Genomic DNA, 18326 nt, shown 5'->3' with positions numbered 1-18326 from the left:
TCTTATATGTTCTCGGGGGCCGAAGCCCTGTCTGTAGTTATTTTTGGAAAGTAAAATACACACGATCCGAAAAAATCCAAGACACCACTACTAATTGATTGCGTTTCGTGAACGGTGGTAGGCTTCCGACTCGAGCAACAACGGCCGCCTCCGAGTCTAATCGAACCCCCTCCCCTCGATACTAGTGCCGGGGAACGACATCGGCGACAGTTCGACGACTTCCGACTCTGTCAGCGATTCTCGAATCGCGAACGTGGTCAACGACGTCTGGACGATTTCCTCGAGACCGATCGGAGCGGACTGACCGTTCTGGATCGCCGAGGCGAACTCCCGGAATTCACTCTCGAACCCCTTCGCCTGATTCAGGCCGAGTCGACCAGTTTTGAAATCACGGATGGTAGTGCTTCGTTCGCCGTGAAAGACTTCGACGTGTTCCTTGTCGTCGGAGTCGTCCCCCAGTGTGGTGTACGTGATGACTCCGGTCGAACCGTCCTCGAGCTCCACCGTCGCCTGGACGTTTTGCCGCGTCGGAGAGTCTTCGGGCACCGCGGGTCCGCAGGCGTAGACGCGGCTCGGACTGCTCTCTGCGAAATACTGGATCAGATCCACGAAATGACAGACCTCGCCGACGATTCGCCCGCCACCTTCCTCCGGATCGAGAGTCCAGTGATCGAGCGGGACGGAACCGGCGTTGATCCGGTATTGCGCCATAAACGGCGTCTCGCGGCCGGCCAGTTCGTCCGCGATCTCTCGAGCCGGGTCCGAAAACCGGCGGTTGTATCCGACCATCAACCGGCCGTCCGCGGACCGTTCCGCCTCGACGAGCGCTGATAGCTCCTCTCGATCGAGTGCGGGTGGTTTCTCGACGTGGACGTCCTTCCCGGCCTCGAGCGCGCTCACGGCGATTTCGGCGTGCAGATCGTGGCGAGTGGCGACGACGACGAGGTCGATTCCGTCGTCGCGAACGATCTCCTCGTAGTCGGTCGTGACGAAATCGACGTCGTACTTCTCGCCGACCGCTCGAGCGCTGCCGCCGGTGGCGGTGGCGACAGCGGCGATACTCAGGTCGTCGACGCTCGATATCGCCGGCAACAGCGTGCCCGTCGCGAAGGTACCGGCGCCGATTACACCGACGGAGATCTCGTTCGATACCGACCGCTTCGGAACTGACTCGAGGTCGAGCCGGCCGTTCTCCCGTTCGGGTTGGCGCTCGTACTCCAGAACGACACCCGTGTAGTCGCCGCCGTTCAGAATGAAATCGTACGCGTCCAGTGCCTCGCCGAACGAATACGTGTGTGAGACGAGTCCCTCGAGGTCGATGCGTCCGTCTCCGACGAGTCGAAGGAACTCCGCCATGTTTCGATTTTCCGTCCATCGAACCTGGCCGATCGGATAATCGAGCCCCTTCTCCTCGTATGACCGATCGTACCTGCCGGGGCCGTACGATCTGGAGAGCCGAAAGTCAAGTTCTTTCTCGTAGTACTCCGACCGCGGGATATCCATGCCGACGTCGCCGACGACCGATACCCGACCTCGTTCTCGACAGATTTTCCCGGCCAGTTCGACGGGTTCGTCCGAATCCGTTGCCGCAGCGATGATCACGCCGTCAACGCCGCCTTCGTCGCCGAACGACTCCGCAATGTACTCCACGTTATCCTGTTCGATGACGGCGCTCGCCTCGAGTTCGTCCACTGCCGCAACCTTCGACTCGTCGATGTCGATTCCGAGTACCGGGTGTCCGTACGCGGACAGTAGTTTGGCTGCGAGCTGTCCGACGAGCCCGAGCCCGATCACCGCGATCCGTTCGCCCGGCGTCGGCTCGAGGCGACGAACTCCCTGTAATGCGATCGCACCGATGGTGGTGAACGCCGCATCGCGGGGCGAAACCCCGTCGGGAACGGAGACGCAGAGGTTCTCCGGGACGTGGTTTACTTCGGCGTGGGTCGCGTATTCGGCACCGCCACAGGCGACTAAATCGCCCTCGGAAAACTCGGTGACATCGTCTCCGACGTCGATAACACGTCCCGAACAGCTATAGCCGAGCGGAAGCGGTTTGTCGAGACGCGACCGTACCGAGTGATACGTCGAACGGAGGCCGTCGTTTCGCGCCTTGTTGATGACCTGTTTGGCGAGGTCCGGACGCTCTTTCGCTTTTCCCAGGAGGGTTTTGTTCGCCAGTTCGATCATCGCCCGTTCGGTCCCGGCACTCACTAGCGAGTAGCGAGTGTCGACGAGAACGCCGTTCGAGGACGTGCGGGGTTGCGGAATCTCGGCGAGTTGTAGTTCCCCGCTGCTGAAATCCTGCTGCAGTTGGCGCATTATAACCACCCACCACCGTTCGACGTTTCTTTTTTATTGCCAGCATATGGCCGTTCATCGGGAAATTACTCCGTCGAACTCTCGAACTGCACCCAGAGCGGTTCCGACTGCGAGTGTCGCAGGACGATCACGTCTCGAGGGCGTTCCCGTCCGTACTCGGGATAGTACGGTGCCGTCTCGACCGAAACTCGTTCGTGTCCGGACGGGGCCACGGAGAGGACCGGTTCCGCCTGCGTGTCCTCGATCCGGACCCGATCGTTCGCCATCCTCGCGTCGAACGCCGGATGGACGTGCAGTCGACTCGTCACCGGTTTCCCGTTACTGTCGACCCGATCGCCCACCGTCCAGACTCTGGACTCGTGAGTGATCTTTCGATCGTGTCTATACGTTGGACGACCGATTCCATCCACGGAATAGGAGAACTCGAGCGTCCCGTCCGTTTCGGCGAACGACACAGTTGGACCGAGACGGCCCCACAGCCAGAACGAGGACGCCATCCGGGCGGGTTCCGTTCGGCCGACCTGTACCGTGTTGTGACTTCGGGCGCTTCGAGCGTGCTGGCGACGGGGCCCCGCAGCGTACTCGTAAACGCCCGTGTCGGTCAACACCCGCTGCCCGTCGATCCAGAGACACACGTGTCCGGGGTGGGCGTGGGCGTGGGCGGGGAGGTGCGGAACCGTGATTTCGTGGGCCGCCACGAGCATCCTGTCGTCCCCGCCTCCGAGCCAGTAGAATCCGGAGCCGTCCATCCGACCGATTTCCGTTCCGCTCGAGCCGTCGCTCACGCCGACCGCTCGAGCGTACGCCAGACACTCCGTCAGCGCCAGTGCCTCGCCGAACACGGAGTCGTTTAACAGCGGAATCCGATCGTCCGGCGGGCGCAACCGCTGCAAAAACCGGGCGCTCTCGAGGGCACAGCGTGAGATCTCGCCCGACGGTTCCCCCACGGTACTCAACAGCGAATGGGCGCTCAAATACCGCTGGCAGACGATCGCGTGGTACATCGGCGATCGCTCGACGTGACCGCCGTCGTCGAAGAACTGATTCGACGCCGCGCGCTCGAGGATCTGCCGTCCCTGCCGACGCCACCGATCCTCGTCGAGGTAGACGCCCGCGATCACGAGCGCGGCCCCGTTCTCGATCAGGTGGTTTCCGCCGACGCCGTACTCGACGTTGTCCGAGAGGAACGCCGCGTTCTTGTAGACGAATCGCCTGATGTCGCGGCGAAAATCCGGCGACAATCCCTCCCCGAACGTCGCGTCGTATCGACTCCAGTTCCAGATTCGAAGACAGACCGCGTGGGGCATCCATTCCCGCCGAAGATATCCCGGCTCCGCGGCGATCGGGTGGGCGTTTATCCACTCGTCAAGCCACCGCCGGTGAATTCGTCGCTGGTCACCCGAAAGCGCTTTCGGGTCCGTATACCCGAGCCAGACCGGCTTCAGGTGTTCGAACCCCCAGCACTTCAGCTTCCAGTGGAGAGACTGCTCCTCCAACCGCTCGGGCGACAACGAAACTCGATCGCCGTCGGGAAACTCCACGGACTCGTTGAGAAAGGTCAGGGTTCCGTCCGCCGCGTCGTTCGCTCGCTCCCGAAACGTCTCGCGCCGGGACGCGGTACTTCGCTGGAGTTCCGCCGTGTTCTCTCGAATCGGTTCGACGACGGCGGTCGGGTTCTCCGGAGTTCGACGTTCGTACCGTCGGTCGACGTTCACGGGAAGACGGGGTAGCAGCTTCCCCTTGAGCGACCGCTTACAGACGCCGAGAAGCTGTTCGGGACGCTTGTTCATCGCGGTGCCCAGAAGCGTCAGGTGGTCCGTCACAACCTCTCACACCTGATGGACGTCGAAACCGGCAGCGGCCCATCGGTCCTCGTCCACCATCGCTCGCGTGTCGACGACGGTCCGACCTGCCATCCGGTCCGCGAACACCTCCGGATCGAGCGCCCCGTACTCCGGGTGGTCCGTCAGTATCACGGAGGCGTCGCTCGCCTCGAGACTCTCTTCTAGCGCCACCAGTTCCCGTCCGCGCACCTCTCCGTTCACGTACGGATCGGTCAATCGAATTTCGTCGACCTCCGTTCTCGCGAGCCGATCGATCAGCGCGAAGCACGGACTTTTTCTCGTATCGGCGACGCCGCCCTTGTACGCGACTCCGAGGATCGTGACTGTCGATCCCGCCAGTTCTCCAAGCGCCGCCTCGAGAAGCTGCTCGACGAATCCCACCATCCCGTCGTTGACCCGGCGGGCGGTCTCGATGAGCATCGGGATGTCGTTGCCGTGGTTCAAAAACAGCGGATCGATCGGGATGCAGTGGCCGCCGACGCCCGGTCCCGGTCGAAGGATGTCCACGCGCGGGTGATTGTTCGCCAGCGCGATCGACCCTCGAGAGTCGATTTCGAACTCGTCGGCCAGCTTCGCCACCTCGTTCGCGAACGCGATGTTGACGTCGCGGTACGCGTTCTGGACGAGTTTGACGAACTCCGCCGTCGTCGCGTCGGTCGTCCTGATATCCCCCGAGACGAACGAGTCGTACAGCGCGACGATTCGGTCCGGTTGTCGCCCGCCGACCGTGCCGACGAGCCTGTCGTTCTCCCGGAGCTCCCGGAGCGTGTTTCCGGGCAACACAGTTTCGGGGCTGTAGCCGAGCACCACATCTTCGGACGCCGAGAATCCCTCACGTTCGACGATCTCTCTGAGTTTCTCGGCGGACGTCCCCGGGGGGACCGTCGAGGAGAGAATTACGGTGTCGTCAGGACGCAACAGCGACGCCACGGTTTCCCCGGCGGCCTCCACGTACGTGAGGTCCGTCCGATCGAGATTCTCGTCGTACGGCGTCGGCACGCAGATCACGTGAAACTCCGCCGGCCGTGGATCACCGACGATCGTCAGTCCGTCCTCGAGTGCGCCGCTCACGAACCGCTCGAGGTCCGGTTCCTCGAACGTGAAGTCCTGATTCTTTAGGTCGCGTCGGTGCTGGGGATCCACGTCGAACCCGTACACGTCGAATCCGGAGTTCGCGAGGATCGCCGCTGTCGGAAGACCGACGTAGCCGAGTCCGTGAACGCAGATTCGTGGGTTGTCGTCCATCATTCGTATTCGAGCGCATCGAGGATTTGTTCTGCTGCCGTTCCGTCGCCGAACGGGTTCTTCCAGTCAGGTTCGACCGCGAGCATCTCTCGGACACCGTTGACGACGCTCGCCCGTTCCACGCCGACGATGCGGTTCGCGCCGACTGCGATAGTTTCGGGCCGTTCGGTGTTGTCCCGAAGTGTCACGCAGGGGGTTCGTAAGATACAACTCTCCTCTTGGACGCCCCCCGAGTCGGTGAAGACGATCTCGGCTTCGTCCTCCAGGACGAGGAAATCGAGGAAGTCCTGCGGTTCCACGAGCGTGATCTCCTCCGGAACGTCGATATCGAGCGTAGAAATCCGCTTCTCCGCTCGCGGATGGATCGGATAGACGACGGAAAGGTCGTGTTTCCGTACGGCCGCTGCCACGCTATCGATCAGCGAAGCGAACCGTTCCCGATCGTCGACGTTCTCGGCGCGATGGGCCGTCAATAGGGCGAACCGCTCTCGCACCCCGAATTCCGAGAGAACGTCGCTTCGCTCGTGGGCGATGCTGGTGTTTTCCGTCACGGCGTCGACGATCGTGTTACCGGTGATCGTCATCCACTCGGCAGGGAGACCCTCTTCGAGTAACTGGTCTCGAGCCGTTTCAGTCGGCGGAAACAGGTAGTCCGCGGCGTGGTCGGCGAGCCGGCGATTGACCTCTTCGGGCATGTCTCGGTCGAAACTCCTGAGCCCTGCTTCCACGTGACCTACCAAGATCGGATCTAGCTTCGTTGCCGCGATCGTCCCGGCGAGCACCGAATTGGTGTCGCCCTGCACTAGTACGACGTCGGGTCGTTCTTTCTCCAAGACGGATTCGATCTCGACGACCATCCGCCCGGTTTGCTCGCCGTGACTGCTCGATCCGATGGTCAGGTTGTACTCGGGCGCGGGCAGTCCGAGCTGTTCGAAGAACACCGAGTCGAGTTTTTCGGAGTAATGCTGCCCGGTGTGGACGATCGAGAACGGTATCTCTCTTCGCTGACAGGCCCGGATCACTGGAGAGAGTTTGATGATCTCCGGTCTTGTCCCTAGTACGAAACTTAGCGTGGATGACATTGACCTGATGATTCGTCACGTATTGGATCCCGGATTCGGACTTAAAGGTCCGCGTTCGTTACGGATTGTTCCGGTCTCGCATCACTCCGTTGGTCTGGATCCTCGGTGATAGTCGTTAGATACGCGTCGGCAATGGTCTCCCAATCGAACTGTTCGACCACGTATTCTCGTCCTGCGAAGGCGAACATCTGCCGCTGCTCCGGGTTCTCCCGAAGTTGCTCCGCCGCGGCGATCAGTTCGTCACCGCTCCCCGGTTCGATAGCGATGCCAGCGTCCGCCTCTGTCAATATTCGCTCGGCTTCGCCATGAACTCCTAAAATAATCGGGAGTTCGGCCGCCATCGACTCCAGAAGCTTCGACGGGATCACCGTCTCGAAGACATCGCGCGGCTTCAGGTGAACGAGAGCGATGTCCGATTCCCGGAGGATGGCCGGCACTTCCTCCTTCGGTCGGCGGCCGGCGAACACGACGTTGTCGAGTCCGGCAGCCCGGACTTCGAGTTCCTCGCGTTCGGCCCCGTCGCCGACCAGCACGAACTGGACGTCATCCAGTTCCAGGGCTGCGTCGAGAACGACGGACAGCCCGTGTGCCCGCCCGATCGTGCCCACGTACGAGACGGTGAACTCGTCGTCGATATCGTCCACCACCGGGGACTCGGCGGGTCCTCTCCGATAGAACTCAAGGTCGATCCCGTTAGGATGAAACGAGATCTTCGACCGGTCGACCCCGCACTCCGCGATCGGATCTACGAAAGCTTGTGAAACCACGATGAGGTGGTCCGCGCGCCGGTACAGGAACGCCACCGTTCGTTCCATACCCCGGATGACGAACCGATTGCCGAACTCGCTGACTGCGAGAATCGACTCGGGCCAGAGATCACGAACTTCGAACACGAACGATCCTCCTTTGACCCGGGCGGTGATCCAGGCCGAAACGCCGGTCAACGGCTGTGGCGACGTGGCAACGACGACTGACGGGGACGTGTATCGAATGCCGATGATCGTCGAGATAAGCATGAACCAGACGAACTTCAGGCTCCGACGGAGGAGGTTTCCGCTCGAGGACGTGATTGTTTTGGTGTAGAGCACCTCGACGTCGCCCCTTCGTTCGCGTCGCAACCACCGGTTGTCGTAGCCGTCGTACAGTTCTCCCTCTGGATAATCGGGGGCGGAGGTCAGGACGGTCACGGGGACCTCGTCCGACCAGCGTCTCGAGAGCTCATCCCACCTCGTCTGGGACGCTCCCGTTTCCGGCGGGAAATACTGCGTCACGACGAGTACGGATTCGGAGTCGTCCGCCATTGGTTGACTACGTCCCGACCACACAGTTAATTGTCCAGTGCTTACATCCACATCCCGTTCCTCATTCGCGTCCTCGAGGCGGTGGCCCGAGACCCGTATAGTCCCGCCCTCTCGCGACGTTTCGATCTCGAACTTAGGAGCCAACTCCGAAAACGACGGTCGGTTCGATTCGCCTTCGTCGGGGGACTAGTACGCACCAACCGTCGGCCGACGATCGGTCTCAACGATCCGTTCGACCGCCCGGTCGGGGTGGCCGCCGGTTTCGAGCCCGAAGTTACCGCTGTCGTCCCGTCCGACACCGGCGGGACGCGCCGCTACCCCCGCCACCCTTCGACCGAAACGCGTTATTTCGTCCCTTCCTCGACGAGCGGCCGGTGTTATAAAACCATATTTCCAACATCCTTCCAGCAGTTATGTTTCGATTGCGTTACTGACCGTTGTAATGCTAAGCCGGAAGCAAATGGGTGTACTGTGTCATGAAAACGCTCGTCACGGGAGGTGGCGGCTTCATCGGGTCCCACCTCGTCGACTCCCTGTTCGAGACGTACTGGTCGTCGATGACTTCTCGACCGGATCGATCGACAACCTGCCCGACTCGGTTCGCCTCGAGGTCATCTCCTCTGATATCCGAAGCGAGCCCATCGTCGAGGAGTGTATCAAACGCGCCGGCGAGATCTACCACCTCGCGGCTGCCGTGGGTGTCGAGAAGATCGTCGATGAACCGCTCGAGAGCCTCGAGACCAACCTCCGCGGAACGAACTCGTCCTCGAGGCTGCCTCGAAGTACGACGTCCCGACGTTCGTCGAGCAGGCCCTGAACGACGAACCACTGATAGTGTACGGCGATGGGGCCCAGACGCGGAATTTCACCACGTGAGGGATGCAGTCCGCGTCACGCGCGACCTGCTCGAGACTCCCGTCGCTCACGGTGACGTGTACAACGTGGGGTCCCCTGTCCCGACGAGCATCAACGACCTCGCCGAGCTAGTGATCGAATTCACCGGCTCAGACCCCGAAATCGAACACGTCCGTACGAGGTCGCCTTCGACGAGCGCTTCGAGGAGCCACAACAGCGCGAACCCAACGTCGAGAAACGCGAGCGGACGCTCGGTTGGCATCCGCAAACCGATCTCGTTCGGACCGTTCGGGATGTCATCGACGAACGCCGGTCGGCGTCGGCGTACGAGCAGGTGATCTGATGACGCCTCCCGAACGAAAAAACCGATGATCGAACAGCGACCGTCGTGGTCGTCGGCATCGGCTACGTCAGACTCCTGCCGGCGTGTCACTTCTCCGCGGCGGGATTCAACGTTGTCGACTTCGGCATCGACGAGGACCGAATGGCCGACCTCCGGGACGGATCGTCGCACGTCGACGATATTTCCGACTGCGACGTGGCGCGGGCGCTCGAGGCGGGCCTCGAACCGACCACGGATCCCACATGCCATTCGAGGCCAACGCCTTCATCATCGCCGTCCCGACCGACATGAACGGCGACGAGCCGGACATGAGCGCCGTCCGAATCGCGCGCCGTACCGTCGCCAAATACGTTCCCGACCGGGGAATTCTCTGCGTCTGTTCCAGCACGGTCTACCCGGATGCGGCCGACGAGATCGTCAGGACGAGCTTCGAGCGCCGTTCGTACGTGGTCGGCCGTTTCGTCGCGATAGACCGACATCAGTACGGAGAGGGGAGGTCGGCTTGCTGTCATCTATAACGAGCCTCGTTGAAGCCAGCGTTGTTGTCTCGCCCGTCTGCCCGCCGGAAGCTGAACGCCTGCGACGAAATCATCGAGCGGCCCCACCAGCTACCTGGTAACTGAGTGAACACGTCCACCAGCGTACTATCGATCGGGTTCATGGGCCGAGCATCTCGAGCACGTCCTCGAGCACCCTCCACACCTGCCGCACGACGATCTTCAGGTCGAGCCAGAACGACTGGCGTCGGATGTACTCGAGGTCGTAGCGCAGCTTCGTTTCGGGATCGGTACTGGACGCGTCGTTCACCTGTGCCAGTCCGGTCAGTCCGGGTTTGACGAACCAGCGCTTTCGCCACGCCGGCGCGTCTTCCTCGAGGAGGACCTCCTCTTCGGTCCACGCGGCCCGCGGGCCGACGACGCTCATGTTGCCCGCCAGGATCGACCACAGTTGGGGAAGCTCGTCGAGATGTGTCCGCCTCAACACCCGTCCCACGCCGGTGATCCGGTCGTTCTCCTCGTCTTCGGAGGGAGTGACCGACTCGCCCTCCGGGACCATGGTCCGGAACTTGTAGACGGGGAAGGTTTCCCCGAAGCCGGCGGTGCGGTCCTGGCTGTACAGCACCGGCCCGGAGCTGTCGAGTTTGATCGCGAGCGCGATCACGGCGAACAGCGGGGCGAACGCCGCGAGCCCCACGGTCGCGAACGCGACGTCGAAGACGCGCTTGTAGAGGTGATCGAGCGGGTCCCACGGCTCGAGGTCGACGTCGACGATCTCGCCGACGTCACCTTCAGAGACGAGCACGCTGTCGGCGTACTCGCGGTGGATCTTCACGGACACGCCGTGGTCGTGACACGTATCGAGCGCGCCGAAAAACTCCGCGCGGTCGGCATTGAGGAACGCGAGTACGACGGTGTCGACGTCGTACTCGCAGAGGACGTTCTCGAGGCGCGAGAGGCCACCGAGACGGTTCGGGGTCTCGAGTCGGTCCCGCTCGCCGCCGTCGCCGACGGTGACGCCGCCGTCGGCTGCGGTCTCGACGGATGTGGGCTCGCCGCGAACGTTCACGACGGACGGACAGAGGTAGCCAAGAACGGGGACCGAAACCGACGGCGAGATGCGTTCGATCTGTTCCAGGTCGTCGCCAACGACGAGCGTCCGGTCGGCCTCCTCGGGCGGGCGTCGGCGGATCCAGACGAACCACGCGGGAACGACGATACCCAGGATGGCGAAGGTCATCACGAGCGTCGCCCGTGGGAGGCGATGAGACCAGTTGAAGTATCCGAGCGTTGCAATCGCGAGACCGGCGACGAGGATACGCTTTTGAGAGAGAACGACGGTATCGAGGACGCGACGTGGCTGGGGCTTGTACAGCGGAACGAGACTGCACCCGACCGCGACGACGCTCAGCGTGATCGCCCAGTACAGCGACCGGTCGCTCAACACGGTTACCTCGAGTCGGTTAAACACGGGAACGTAGGTCGTGAACAAGAGCTGGGCCGTCGGATGGTTCGCTAGTGCGACGGCACCGATGGTAAGCACCAGTACGCCGAGTACACTTACCGTTCGGTACTGCCAGCCGGTGACCATTCACTGCGTGCCTCACCAACAGATACTATATTCCATTTGATGTTTTCTCGAGAGCGTCGACTACCGAAAGTTTTTCAGTCTGACACAATTGCATGTTCCGGAGCTGAAACGATGTGCTGGACGATACCGATACACGTATTGTATGTCCGTGTTCGACTGACTGATTCCTCACACCGAGCACTGCGTTCTGGCGGAACAGTCGGCCGGTCTCGGTGATGTGAAGTATCGGTAAGAGCACCGTTTCGGGCCGAAACCCGAGTGTACCCGACCAATACGGTGCTTTTCACGCGCCGCACCGCTCGACACAACTCAGGACTGCTCGAGTTCCAGTACCGACCCGGTTTCGACGGCTCGCGCTGGGACGTCGATCTCTCGTTCACCGACGGTGTACTCTCCGGGATAGGGTACCGTCACCGCCAGCGTTCCGTCGTCGTCGACGGTAGCCGTTCGTTCGTAAGTAACCGTTTCGCCCGAGACGGGTACCTCGGTCTCGAGCGACAGTTCTTCGCCCGGTTCACCGTCTGCAGTGATCGTGGCACCTGGAACCACCGCGAAGGCCGTCACCTCGTCGTCGACGTAGACCGCCTGATAGTGCTCGAGCGGCGTCTCTCCGTCGCTGCCCGTTCCGAGTTCGTCGTGGAGCTGTCGCTGTGCATTTCGCTCGTCGTATCCCCCCGCTTCGGTGAGGACCACGTATCCGACGTCGCTCTCGTTGAACTCCTCGTACCAGCCGTCGGGATCTCCGCCAGTCCTGAACTCCTCGAAGTGTCGGGAAGCATACCAGTAACTCGAGGATTCGCCGCTGACGAAGTAGTTGTACATGCGGTTGTCGCCCCACTCGCTCAACACGAAGGTCTTCGGGGTCTCTCGGTCGGCCGCGTGGTCGTCGATAGCCATCGCGGCCTCGAACTGTGCGTCGCTGTGGACCGTCTGGGCACTCAACGTCGGCACGAAAATCAGGCTCAACCCACAGACCAGCAACGCGATCCAGATGAGTGCTCCGAGCGTGCGCCCGTCCTCCGGGAGAGCGATACTCGGCTCGCGGTCGCCCCCGTCGGCCGCGGTATCACGAGCGCTCGGTCCAACCGTATCTCGAGCGCTCGCGGTGGACTCTCGGAACGGAACTGGAGTCCGGACGAGATCGAGCCACGCCAGCAGGTGGACGAGTCCCAATCCACCCAGGACCGATACCACGATCGACAGCTGTGCCGCAAAGCGAACCTGAAACGCCGCCAGCACGAGCCAGAATAGGCTGTAGACGGCGAGCACCCCCCACGCCGGATCGTACCGTCGGGAGACGGTCCAGGCGGCCCACCCCAGTACGGCGATCGCGATGTAAAACGTGGGTCCGAGCTGGGCCATCGGTTCGAGTACGACCGCGTTTTCCGTCGTGAACAGCGACCCGGTTTCCGTCGCACCCTCCCGAGCGAACAGGTCCTCGGCTCGCTGTTCGAGTCGCGTCCACTCATCGGGGCGGAGATACCACAGTGCACTGACGCCGACAGCGGCGATTCCGCCTTCGAAGGCGAGGATTCCGAGAGTGGGCCACTCGAGGCGGTGCCACAGCTCTCCGACGGCGGCGACGGCCACGATGCCGACGACGACGATCGAAGAGACGACGGCGGTGAACGGTTCGTGCCAGCCCCACCGAACGTGCAAGAGCACGGTGATCGCTCCGCCGATGCCGACTCCGACCAGCAGCGGCGCGTTCCCGGCCATCGGTGGGAGGCCCGCCCGAACGTCGAGAGCGATTTTCAGTCCGGCGTACGCGCCGAGGGGAACGAACAGCAGTATCGACCCACCCCAGGAGTGCACCGAGAACGCCAGTGCGATCCCCAGAACGATTGCGGCGATCCACGTCCACGGACACAGCAGGTGCTCACGGATCGCTACTCGTGGTCTCGACGCACGTTCTCGCCGCCGCTGCACGTCGACGGCCAGCCAGGCGAGCGATAGAATCGTCACCCCAATCCAGAGGTACTGGTACGGGCGGTGCTCGAGAAAGCCGATGCTCGTGTAGACCGCGTGTACCGGCGTGAGTGCGAGGAGACCGACCGATGCGATCCCGACTCGAGTGTCGTCGGTGACGATCAGGGCGAGCCAGTAGACGACGATTCCGAGCGCGAGGGTCGCGACGACCGGGAGCCAGGCGGCGACCATGTCCGCAGCCCACTGATCGCCGCCGAGGAGTTCGGCAAGCGCCCAATTCGAAGCGTGCGTCAGCGGTCGGCGCGAGGCGGCGGCGTCGGGCATGTCCGTGACGACGGTCGTATCCGTGATTCCGTCCGACTCCGAAAGCAGAGTTTCCATCCAGTACCGGTAGTAGTAGGGATCGTTCGCCGGGGAAACGACGTGTTCGCCACGCACCACCGACCGATAGTTCAGCACCCGCATTCCGAACAGGAAGGCGAGCGCACAGACGAGTGCCGCTCCTGCACGCACGTCGAGTGCGATCGGACTCGAGAGAGCACGCCGCGGATCGTCCTGGTCCACCGTGGATACCGCTCTCCCCTCGAGTCCGGCCCGGACGCCTTCGCGACTCGAGATACGGTACTCGCCGTCGCGTTTCCTCACGATACCGCGAGAGACGAGCTCCCCGAAGATTCCTGAATCGAGCGGAAGATCGTCGAACGTCCAGGTTTCGTACTCGTCGTCGACCGAGAGAACCGTCTCGAGCGTGTGCTCTCCGTCGTCGTATTGATCGCGAAACGACGCCGTGGCCTCAGCGATCGCGTCGGGATCGGCTTCGTCAGCCATTACGACGTCTGGGACGGCGAGGACTCTCCCGCCCGTGATGCGAAGACCAGCGGCTCGTACCACTCACGATTCGAACGGTACCAGTCGACGAACTGCGAAACGCCGTCGCGAATTCCGGTCGTCGGTTCGTAATCGAGTAACTCACCAGCTTTCGTAACGTCGGCGTGTGTGTGGCGTGCATCGGCTTCTCTGGCGTCCGCATACTCGATCCCGACCGCGGCGTTCGTTTCAGCGATGACGTGGTTTGCGAGTTCTTCGATCGTGATCGTCCGCGTCGAGCCGACGTTTACGACCTCGCCGTCACAGTCGGACGTCTCGAGCAAACTGAGGTTCGCATCGACGATATCGTCGATATAGGTGAAATCGCGGCTCTGCTGGCCATCCCCGTAGACGATCGGCGGATCCCCGTTGAGACACCTCGAGGTGAAGTTGGTAATCGCCATATTCGGACGCATCCGTGGACCGTACACCGTAAAGTAACGGAGGCTTACGGTCGGAACGTCGTAGATCTCGTTCCAGAGACGACAATAATGTTCGCCGGTGAGCTTGGTCACGCCGTAGGGACTTCGTGGAACCGTCTGGTGGTCCTCGTCGTATGGTAAGTACTCCACCTCGCCGTAGACCGACGAGGACGACGCGTTCACGAACCGGTGGACGCCGTGTTCATCGGCCGCGAGCAAGAGCGTAAGCAGCCCGGTCGTGTTGATCTCGTGGGGTTTTTTCGGGTTCTCGACGCTCGTTCGAACGCCCGCCTGAGCAGCCTGGTGGTAGACGACCTCGATATCGTGACTCGAAACGACCGAGTGAACGAGTTCTTCGTCGGTGATCGATCCGTCGATGAACTGGAAGCAATCACCGCCGATCTCGCGACACCGTTCGAGATTGTGCGTTTTGATTCGGAGATCGTAGTACGGATCGAGCGGATCGAGGACGGTAACGGTGTGGCCCGCCTCGAGAAGCGACGCGGCGAGGTGCGAGCCGATGAATCCGGCACCGCCGGTAACGAGAACGTTCGTCATCCGGGATCAGTCCGTTGTGGATTCCGTGGGCTGTTCGGATTCCGTCGAAGATTCGACGAGGGGGCCCGTCTCCTGTCGTAACTGTGTTTCCGCGCGGTCCCTATCGTCGGGATAGCCGACGTCCACTCGCCATCCTTCCATCCGAATCGCGTCGATCGTTCGTCCGGACTGGATCAGCAGATCGATCGCGTCGGGGAGTTCGTACTCGCCGCGGTCGCTCTGCTGGACGAGGTGGCAGGCGTGAAAGATCGCCGGCGTGAACGTGTAGAACCCGGTCATCACGAGGTTCGATGGCGGCTCCGCGGGTTTCTCGACGACTTCGACGATCTCGCCGTACTCGTTCGTATCCAGGACGCCGTACCGGGAGGCCTCGTCGTACGGAACCTGCTCGACGAGGAACGCGGCGTCGGCCCGTGCTTCCCGTTGTCGATTGACGACGTCCGCCAGGTTCGCTCGGAAAACGTTGTCACCGAGCATCAACACGAAGTCGTCATCGACGTGTGGCTCGACCTGGCGGATCGCGTGTGCCAGTCCGAGTTGTTCGCGCTGGTGTGCGTACGTGATCGGAACGCCTTCGTACGCGTCGCCGTACCGATCGATGATCTGCTCTTTGAGATGACCGACGACGACGATCAGTTCGCTGATACCGATCTCGAGGAGGTTATCGAAGACGTCTTCGATGATCGGTCGATCGTCGACTTCGACGAGTGCCTTCGGCTTGTCTTCGGTGAGCGGCCGCAGACGAGTTCCTTTTCCGGCCGCGAGGACGACAGCGTGCATGTGCTACGACCATTCCAAAGTCGCCTAAATAGCTGCTCCCTGTAATTGCCTGTTACCTTAGGACCGCCGAGTACTCCTCGCGATTCTCGGCAGGACCTATCGTAACCACTGTACGTCACTACACACCTGATGACTGTCCCATCGGCCTCTCCGTTCGGGCAGTCACTGTCGTCGGTCGAGTGAGTGTTCGATCGGCTCGCTGCTTTTCTCCGATCGATTCACGACTCCCTCTCCGACCGGATTCTCCGGTGAAAGAGTTAACTTGCGGGCCGAAATACTGGTCATCCACTCTTCCGTTTCCGCACCGATCGAACGGTGGCGATCACTCACAATGAACCGAGACGTCGGCGTCACGGAGCTGATCCGCACGGTGCTCCCCGAGTGGGCCGGTCCGATCTTCGAGATAACGGCGTTGCTCGGCGACGAACTCGTCGTCGTCGGCGTGCTTGGTATACTGGTGGTCGTCGACGTCTACCGATCGGCAGATAGTGGCTCCGATCACCTCCTCTCGAGGGAGACGGCTACGCTCGTGGCGATCGTTCTCGGTGGACTCGCGCTGACGCTGGTGTTGAAGACGACGATTGACTCCCCGCGCCCGCCAGCGTCGCTCCAGGCCGTCCCGCGAGAGGGAACCGGTTTTCCGAGCGGACACACCATGGCGGCGACCGTCCTCTGGGTATCGCTTGCGTACTGGAGCGATCGGTTCAGCGCTCGAGGGCGACTCCTCATCGCTTCGATCGTTATCGCCGTCGTTGGCTTTTCCCGCCTCGCTCTTGGCGTCCACTACCTCGTCGACGTCGTCGCGTCGGTCGGATTCGGTGTCGGATACCTGTTGCTCGCGGCGAAGGCGACTGGTCTGGAGCCGATGCGTGCGTTCGCCACCGCGGGCGTACTCGGCGTGATGGCGCTGCTCGTCACGGCCGGAAGCGCCGACGGCTGGCTCGCGTTCGTCGGGTGCATCGGTGGCGCTGGGGGATGGTGGCTCGTCAACCGACCGGCGGTCCAGCGGATGTGGATCGCGACGACGCGCTGAGACCCGAACTACGCGTCCTCGCTCGAGGATCGATTCGACGACGCGTTGTCTTCTTCGCGATCGTCCGGTCCGCGCTCTCGACCGTCGTCGTTACGGTGATTTGCGCCGCGAGTTCGATGTTCGGCCAGCGCCCGTTCGATCGTCAACTCCCCGAGCGCGACCTGCCTGGCCAGGGATTCGTCGATAGCCCGGTTCGTCTCGCTTCGCTCTCGAGACCGGTCTTTGATGACCTGTAGTTCGCCTGCCGTCGGCTCGATCTCTCGAGCCTCGACCACTTCGCCCTCGAGGCGAGCGATGTTGACCGCGGCGAGAACGTCCTCCATTCCCCTGGCACCGGTTCCGAGGTAGGGGGTCGTCCCCGTTTCGTCGACGAGTTCGACTCGCACGTCCTCGAGGTCATTGACGAGCGCCGTACTCTGCAGTCGGGAGCCGTCCCCGATGCGGACGAGCGGATCGGCGGCCTCGCTCACCTCTCGTTGGATGACCGCGACTGCGTCCGACAGCGGAACCTGAAACGCGGCGACGACCGTTTCCCCGGCGAGTACGGCGATTCCCGGTTTCCGTCCGGGATCGACGCCGATTATCGTCCGACCGGTGTCGCCGCGGACGGTCGTAAGCGCCTGATCGACCGCGAGCCGTGGCTCGTCGGGATCGGCAACGATCGTCGGTATCTCGTCGAACGAATCGGCGTGATCGGCTCCGGTTATGACCACGTCGGTCGGCTCTGGAAGCGTCTGATCGGGTTCGATCGTCGTAAACTGACTCCCGCGATCGCGGAGTTCGTTGACGACGCCGTGGTAGAGTTCGAAGTCCGACGTTGCGACGACGATCACGAGTTCCGATTCGGGTCCGATGCGAATAAACGTACTCGATGGCCGGCCGGGTTCCGGGGGCTTTTTGCGCGAACGTTACGAATGCCGGTCGTGAACGACGAGGCGATTCCAACCGGCTGTACTCCGGTCGACGAGTTACTCGGCGGAGGGTTCGAACGCGGAGCCGTCACGCAACTGTACGGTCCGCCGGCGGCGGGAAAGACGAACCTGGCGCTTTCGGCTGCAGTCGCGACGGCGGTCGACGGTGGCACCGTCGTCTACATCGATACGGAAGGCGTTTCGGTCGACCGCTTCGAGCAACTGCTTGCGGCCCAGTGTGAACCCGGAGACGAGTCCACCGCGATCGAAACGGTCGCCTCGCGGATCGTCATCGAGGACGCACTCGATTTCGAGGAGCAGGCAGAAGCCGTCCGAGACGCAGAAGGGTTCGCTGAGCGGGCGGATCTGATCGTCCTCGACAGCGCGACGGGGTTCTACCGACTCGAGCGAACCGCCGACGGCGACGACGGAGAAGCCCTTCGTCGCGTTGCCCGACAGGTGACACACCTCCTCTCGCTCGCCAGAAAGCACGATCTGGCCGTCGTCCTGACGAACCAGGTGTTTTCCGACCCGGACTCCGATCGGACGCGTGCGCTCGGGGGGAACACGTTAGAACACTGGACCGGAGTCGTTCTTCGACTCGAGCGGTTCCGCGGCGGGAACCGGCGGGCGACGCTCGAGAAACACCGCTCGAAAGCGGTGGGCGAATCCGCCCAGTTCCGGATCACTGACGCGGGCGTCGACGGCGGCGAAACTGCCAGCCGTCGCTGAGGTGCCGACGGAGCCGA

At 62.3% G+C, this 18326-nt stretch carries 16 protein-coding genes; 4 read left to right on the top strand and 12 right to left on the bottom strand.

Annotated elements, in window-relative coordinates; translation table 11 throughout:
• Positions 1-156 precede the first annotated feature (156 nt).
• The 6 genes from EA462_RS05990 to EA462_RS17230 all read right to left on the bottom strand — a co-directional run bounded on the left by EA462_RS05990 (position 157) and on the right by EA462_RS17230 (position 8118).
• A complete protein-coding gene (locus EA462_RS05990; protein ID WP_124177653.1) occupies positions 157-2319 on the bottom strand; it encodes a bi-domain-containing oxidoreductase in 2163 nt (720 codons plus the stop codon).
• 65 nt (positions 2320-2384) lie between these two features.
• Positions 2385-4142, bottom strand: a complete 1758-nt coding sequence (locus EA462_RS05985) for an alginate lyase family protein (RefSeq protein ID WP_124177652.1) — start codon at positions 4140-4142, stop codon at positions 2385-2387.
• Between the two features lie 6 nt (positions 4143-4148).
• On the bottom strand, positions 4149-5411 hold the full coding sequence (locus tag EA462_RS05980) for a nucleotide sugar dehydrogenase (RefSeq protein WP_124177651.1): 1263 nt from the start codon (positions 5409-5411) through the stop codon (positions 4149-4151).
• On the bottom strand, positions 5408-6490 hold the full coding sequence (gene wecB / locus EA462_RS05975) for a non-hydrolyzing UDP-N-acetylglucosamine 2-epimerase (protein WP_124177650.1): 1083 nt from the start codon (positions 6488-6490) through the stop codon (positions 5408-5410). The genes EA462_RS05980 and wecB overlap by 4 nt, the downstream gene beginning before the upstream one ends.
• 41 nt (positions 6491-6531) lie before the next feature.
• Complete coding sequence (locus EA462_RS05970) at positions 6532-7791, bottom strand: glycosyltransferase family 4 protein (RefSeq protein WP_124177649.1); 1260 nt, start codon at positions 7789-7791, stop codon at positions 6532-6534.
• Between the two features lie 186 nt (positions 7792-7977).
• Positions 7978-8118: a hypothetical protein gene (locus EA462_RS17230; protein ID WP_165872023.1), complete on the bottom strand. Its 141-nt coding sequence runs from the start codon at positions 8116-8118 to the stop codon at positions 7978-7980.
• A 115-nt stretch (positions 8119-8233) separates the two neighbouring features.
• On the opposite strand from EA462_RS17230, the gene EA462_RS05965 reads away from it, so the two are divergent.
• The gene (locus EA462_RS05965) at positions 8234-8608 is read left to right on the top strand and encodes a GDP-mannose 4,6-dehydratase (RefSeq protein WP_124177648.1); all 375 of its coding nucleotides are present in this window, start codon (positions 8234-8236) and stop codon (positions 8606-8608) included.
• A gap of 105 nt (positions 8609-8713) precedes the next feature.
• Here EA462_RS05965 and EA462_RS17700 read toward each other — a convergent pair whose 3' ends face one another.
• Positions 8714-9238 carry a hypothetical protein gene (locus EA462_RS17700; protein WP_279387003.1) on the bottom strand — a complete coding sequence of 175 codons (525 nt, stop codon included), beginning with the start codon at positions 9236-9238 and terminating at the stop codon, positions 8714-8716.
• Between EA462_RS17700 and EA462_RS17695 the strand changes: the two genes are divergently transcribed.
• Entirely contained in the window at positions 9232-9507 is a 276-nt protein-coding gene (locus tag EA462_RS17695) for a hypothetical protein (RefSeq protein ID WP_124177645.1), read from the top strand. The two genes, EA462_RS17700 and EA462_RS17695, sit on opposite strands and share 7 nt — an antisense overlap.
• A 139-nt stretch (positions 9508-9646) precedes the next feature.
• Here the strand turns inward: EA462_RS17695 and EA462_RS05945 are convergent, their stop codons facing one another.
• The 4 genes from EA462_RS05945 to aglF form a co-directional block, all read right to left on the bottom strand.
• Entirely contained in the window at positions 9647-11077 is a 1431-nt protein-coding gene (locus EA462_RS05945) for a sugar transferase (RefSeq protein ID WP_124177644.1), read from the bottom strand.
• Positions 11078-11386: 309 nt separating this feature from the next.
• Positions 11387-13834, bottom strand: coding sequence for an MFS transporter (locus tag EA462_RS05940; RefSeq protein ID WP_124177643.1), 2448 nt, complete (start codon positions 13832-13834; stop codon positions 11387-11389).
• On the bottom strand, positions 13834-14853 hold the full coding sequence (locus EA462_RS05935) for a GDP-mannose 4,6-dehydratase (RefSeq protein ID WP_124177642.1): 1020 nt from the start codon (positions 14851-14853) through the stop codon (positions 13834-13836). Before EA462_RS05935 ends, EA462_RS05940 begins: the two co-directional genes overlap by 1 nt.
• A gap of 6 nt (positions 14854-14859) precedes the next feature.
• The gene (aglF, locus tag EA462_RS05930) at positions 14860-15633 is read right to left on the bottom strand and encodes a UTP--glucose-1-phosphate uridylyltransferase AglF (RefSeq protein ID WP_124177641.1); all 774 of its coding nucleotides are present in this window, start codon (positions 15631-15633) and stop codon (positions 14860-14862) included.
• Positions 15634-15964: 331 nt separating this feature from the next.
• Here aglF and EA462_RS05925 point away from each other — a divergent pair, with 331 nt between their 5' ends.
• Positions 15965-16666 (top strand): phosphatase PAP2 family protein, encoded by a 702-nt coding sequence (locus tag EA462_RS05925; protein WP_124177640.1) that lies wholly within the window; start codon positions 15965-15967, stop codon positions 16664-16666.
• Between the two features lie 8 nt (positions 16667-16674).
• Here the strand turns inward: EA462_RS05925 and EA462_RS05920 are convergent, their stop codons facing one another.
• Positions 16675-17499, bottom strand: coding sequence for a hypothetical protein (locus EA462_RS05920; protein WP_243641370.1), 825 nt, complete (start codon positions 17497-17499; stop codon positions 16675-16677).
• A 90-nt stretch (positions 17500-17589) separates the two neighbouring features.
• Here EA462_RS05920 and radB point away from each other — a divergent pair, with 90 nt between their 5' ends.
• Positions 17590-18309: a DNA repair and recombination protein RadB gene (radB, locus tag EA462_RS05915; RefSeq protein ID WP_243641369.1), complete on the top strand. Its 720-nt coding sequence runs from the start codon at positions 17590-17592 to the stop codon at positions 18307-18309.
• Positions 18310-18326 lie beyond the last annotated feature (17 nt).

The organism is Natrarchaeobius halalkaliphilus (assembly GCF_003841485.1).
Lineage (GTDB): Archaea > Halobacteriota > Halobacteria > Halobacteriales > Natrialbaceae > Natrarchaeobius > Natrarchaeobius halalkaliphilus.
This window is presented reverse-complemented; position numbering and strand designations above follow the sequence as displayed.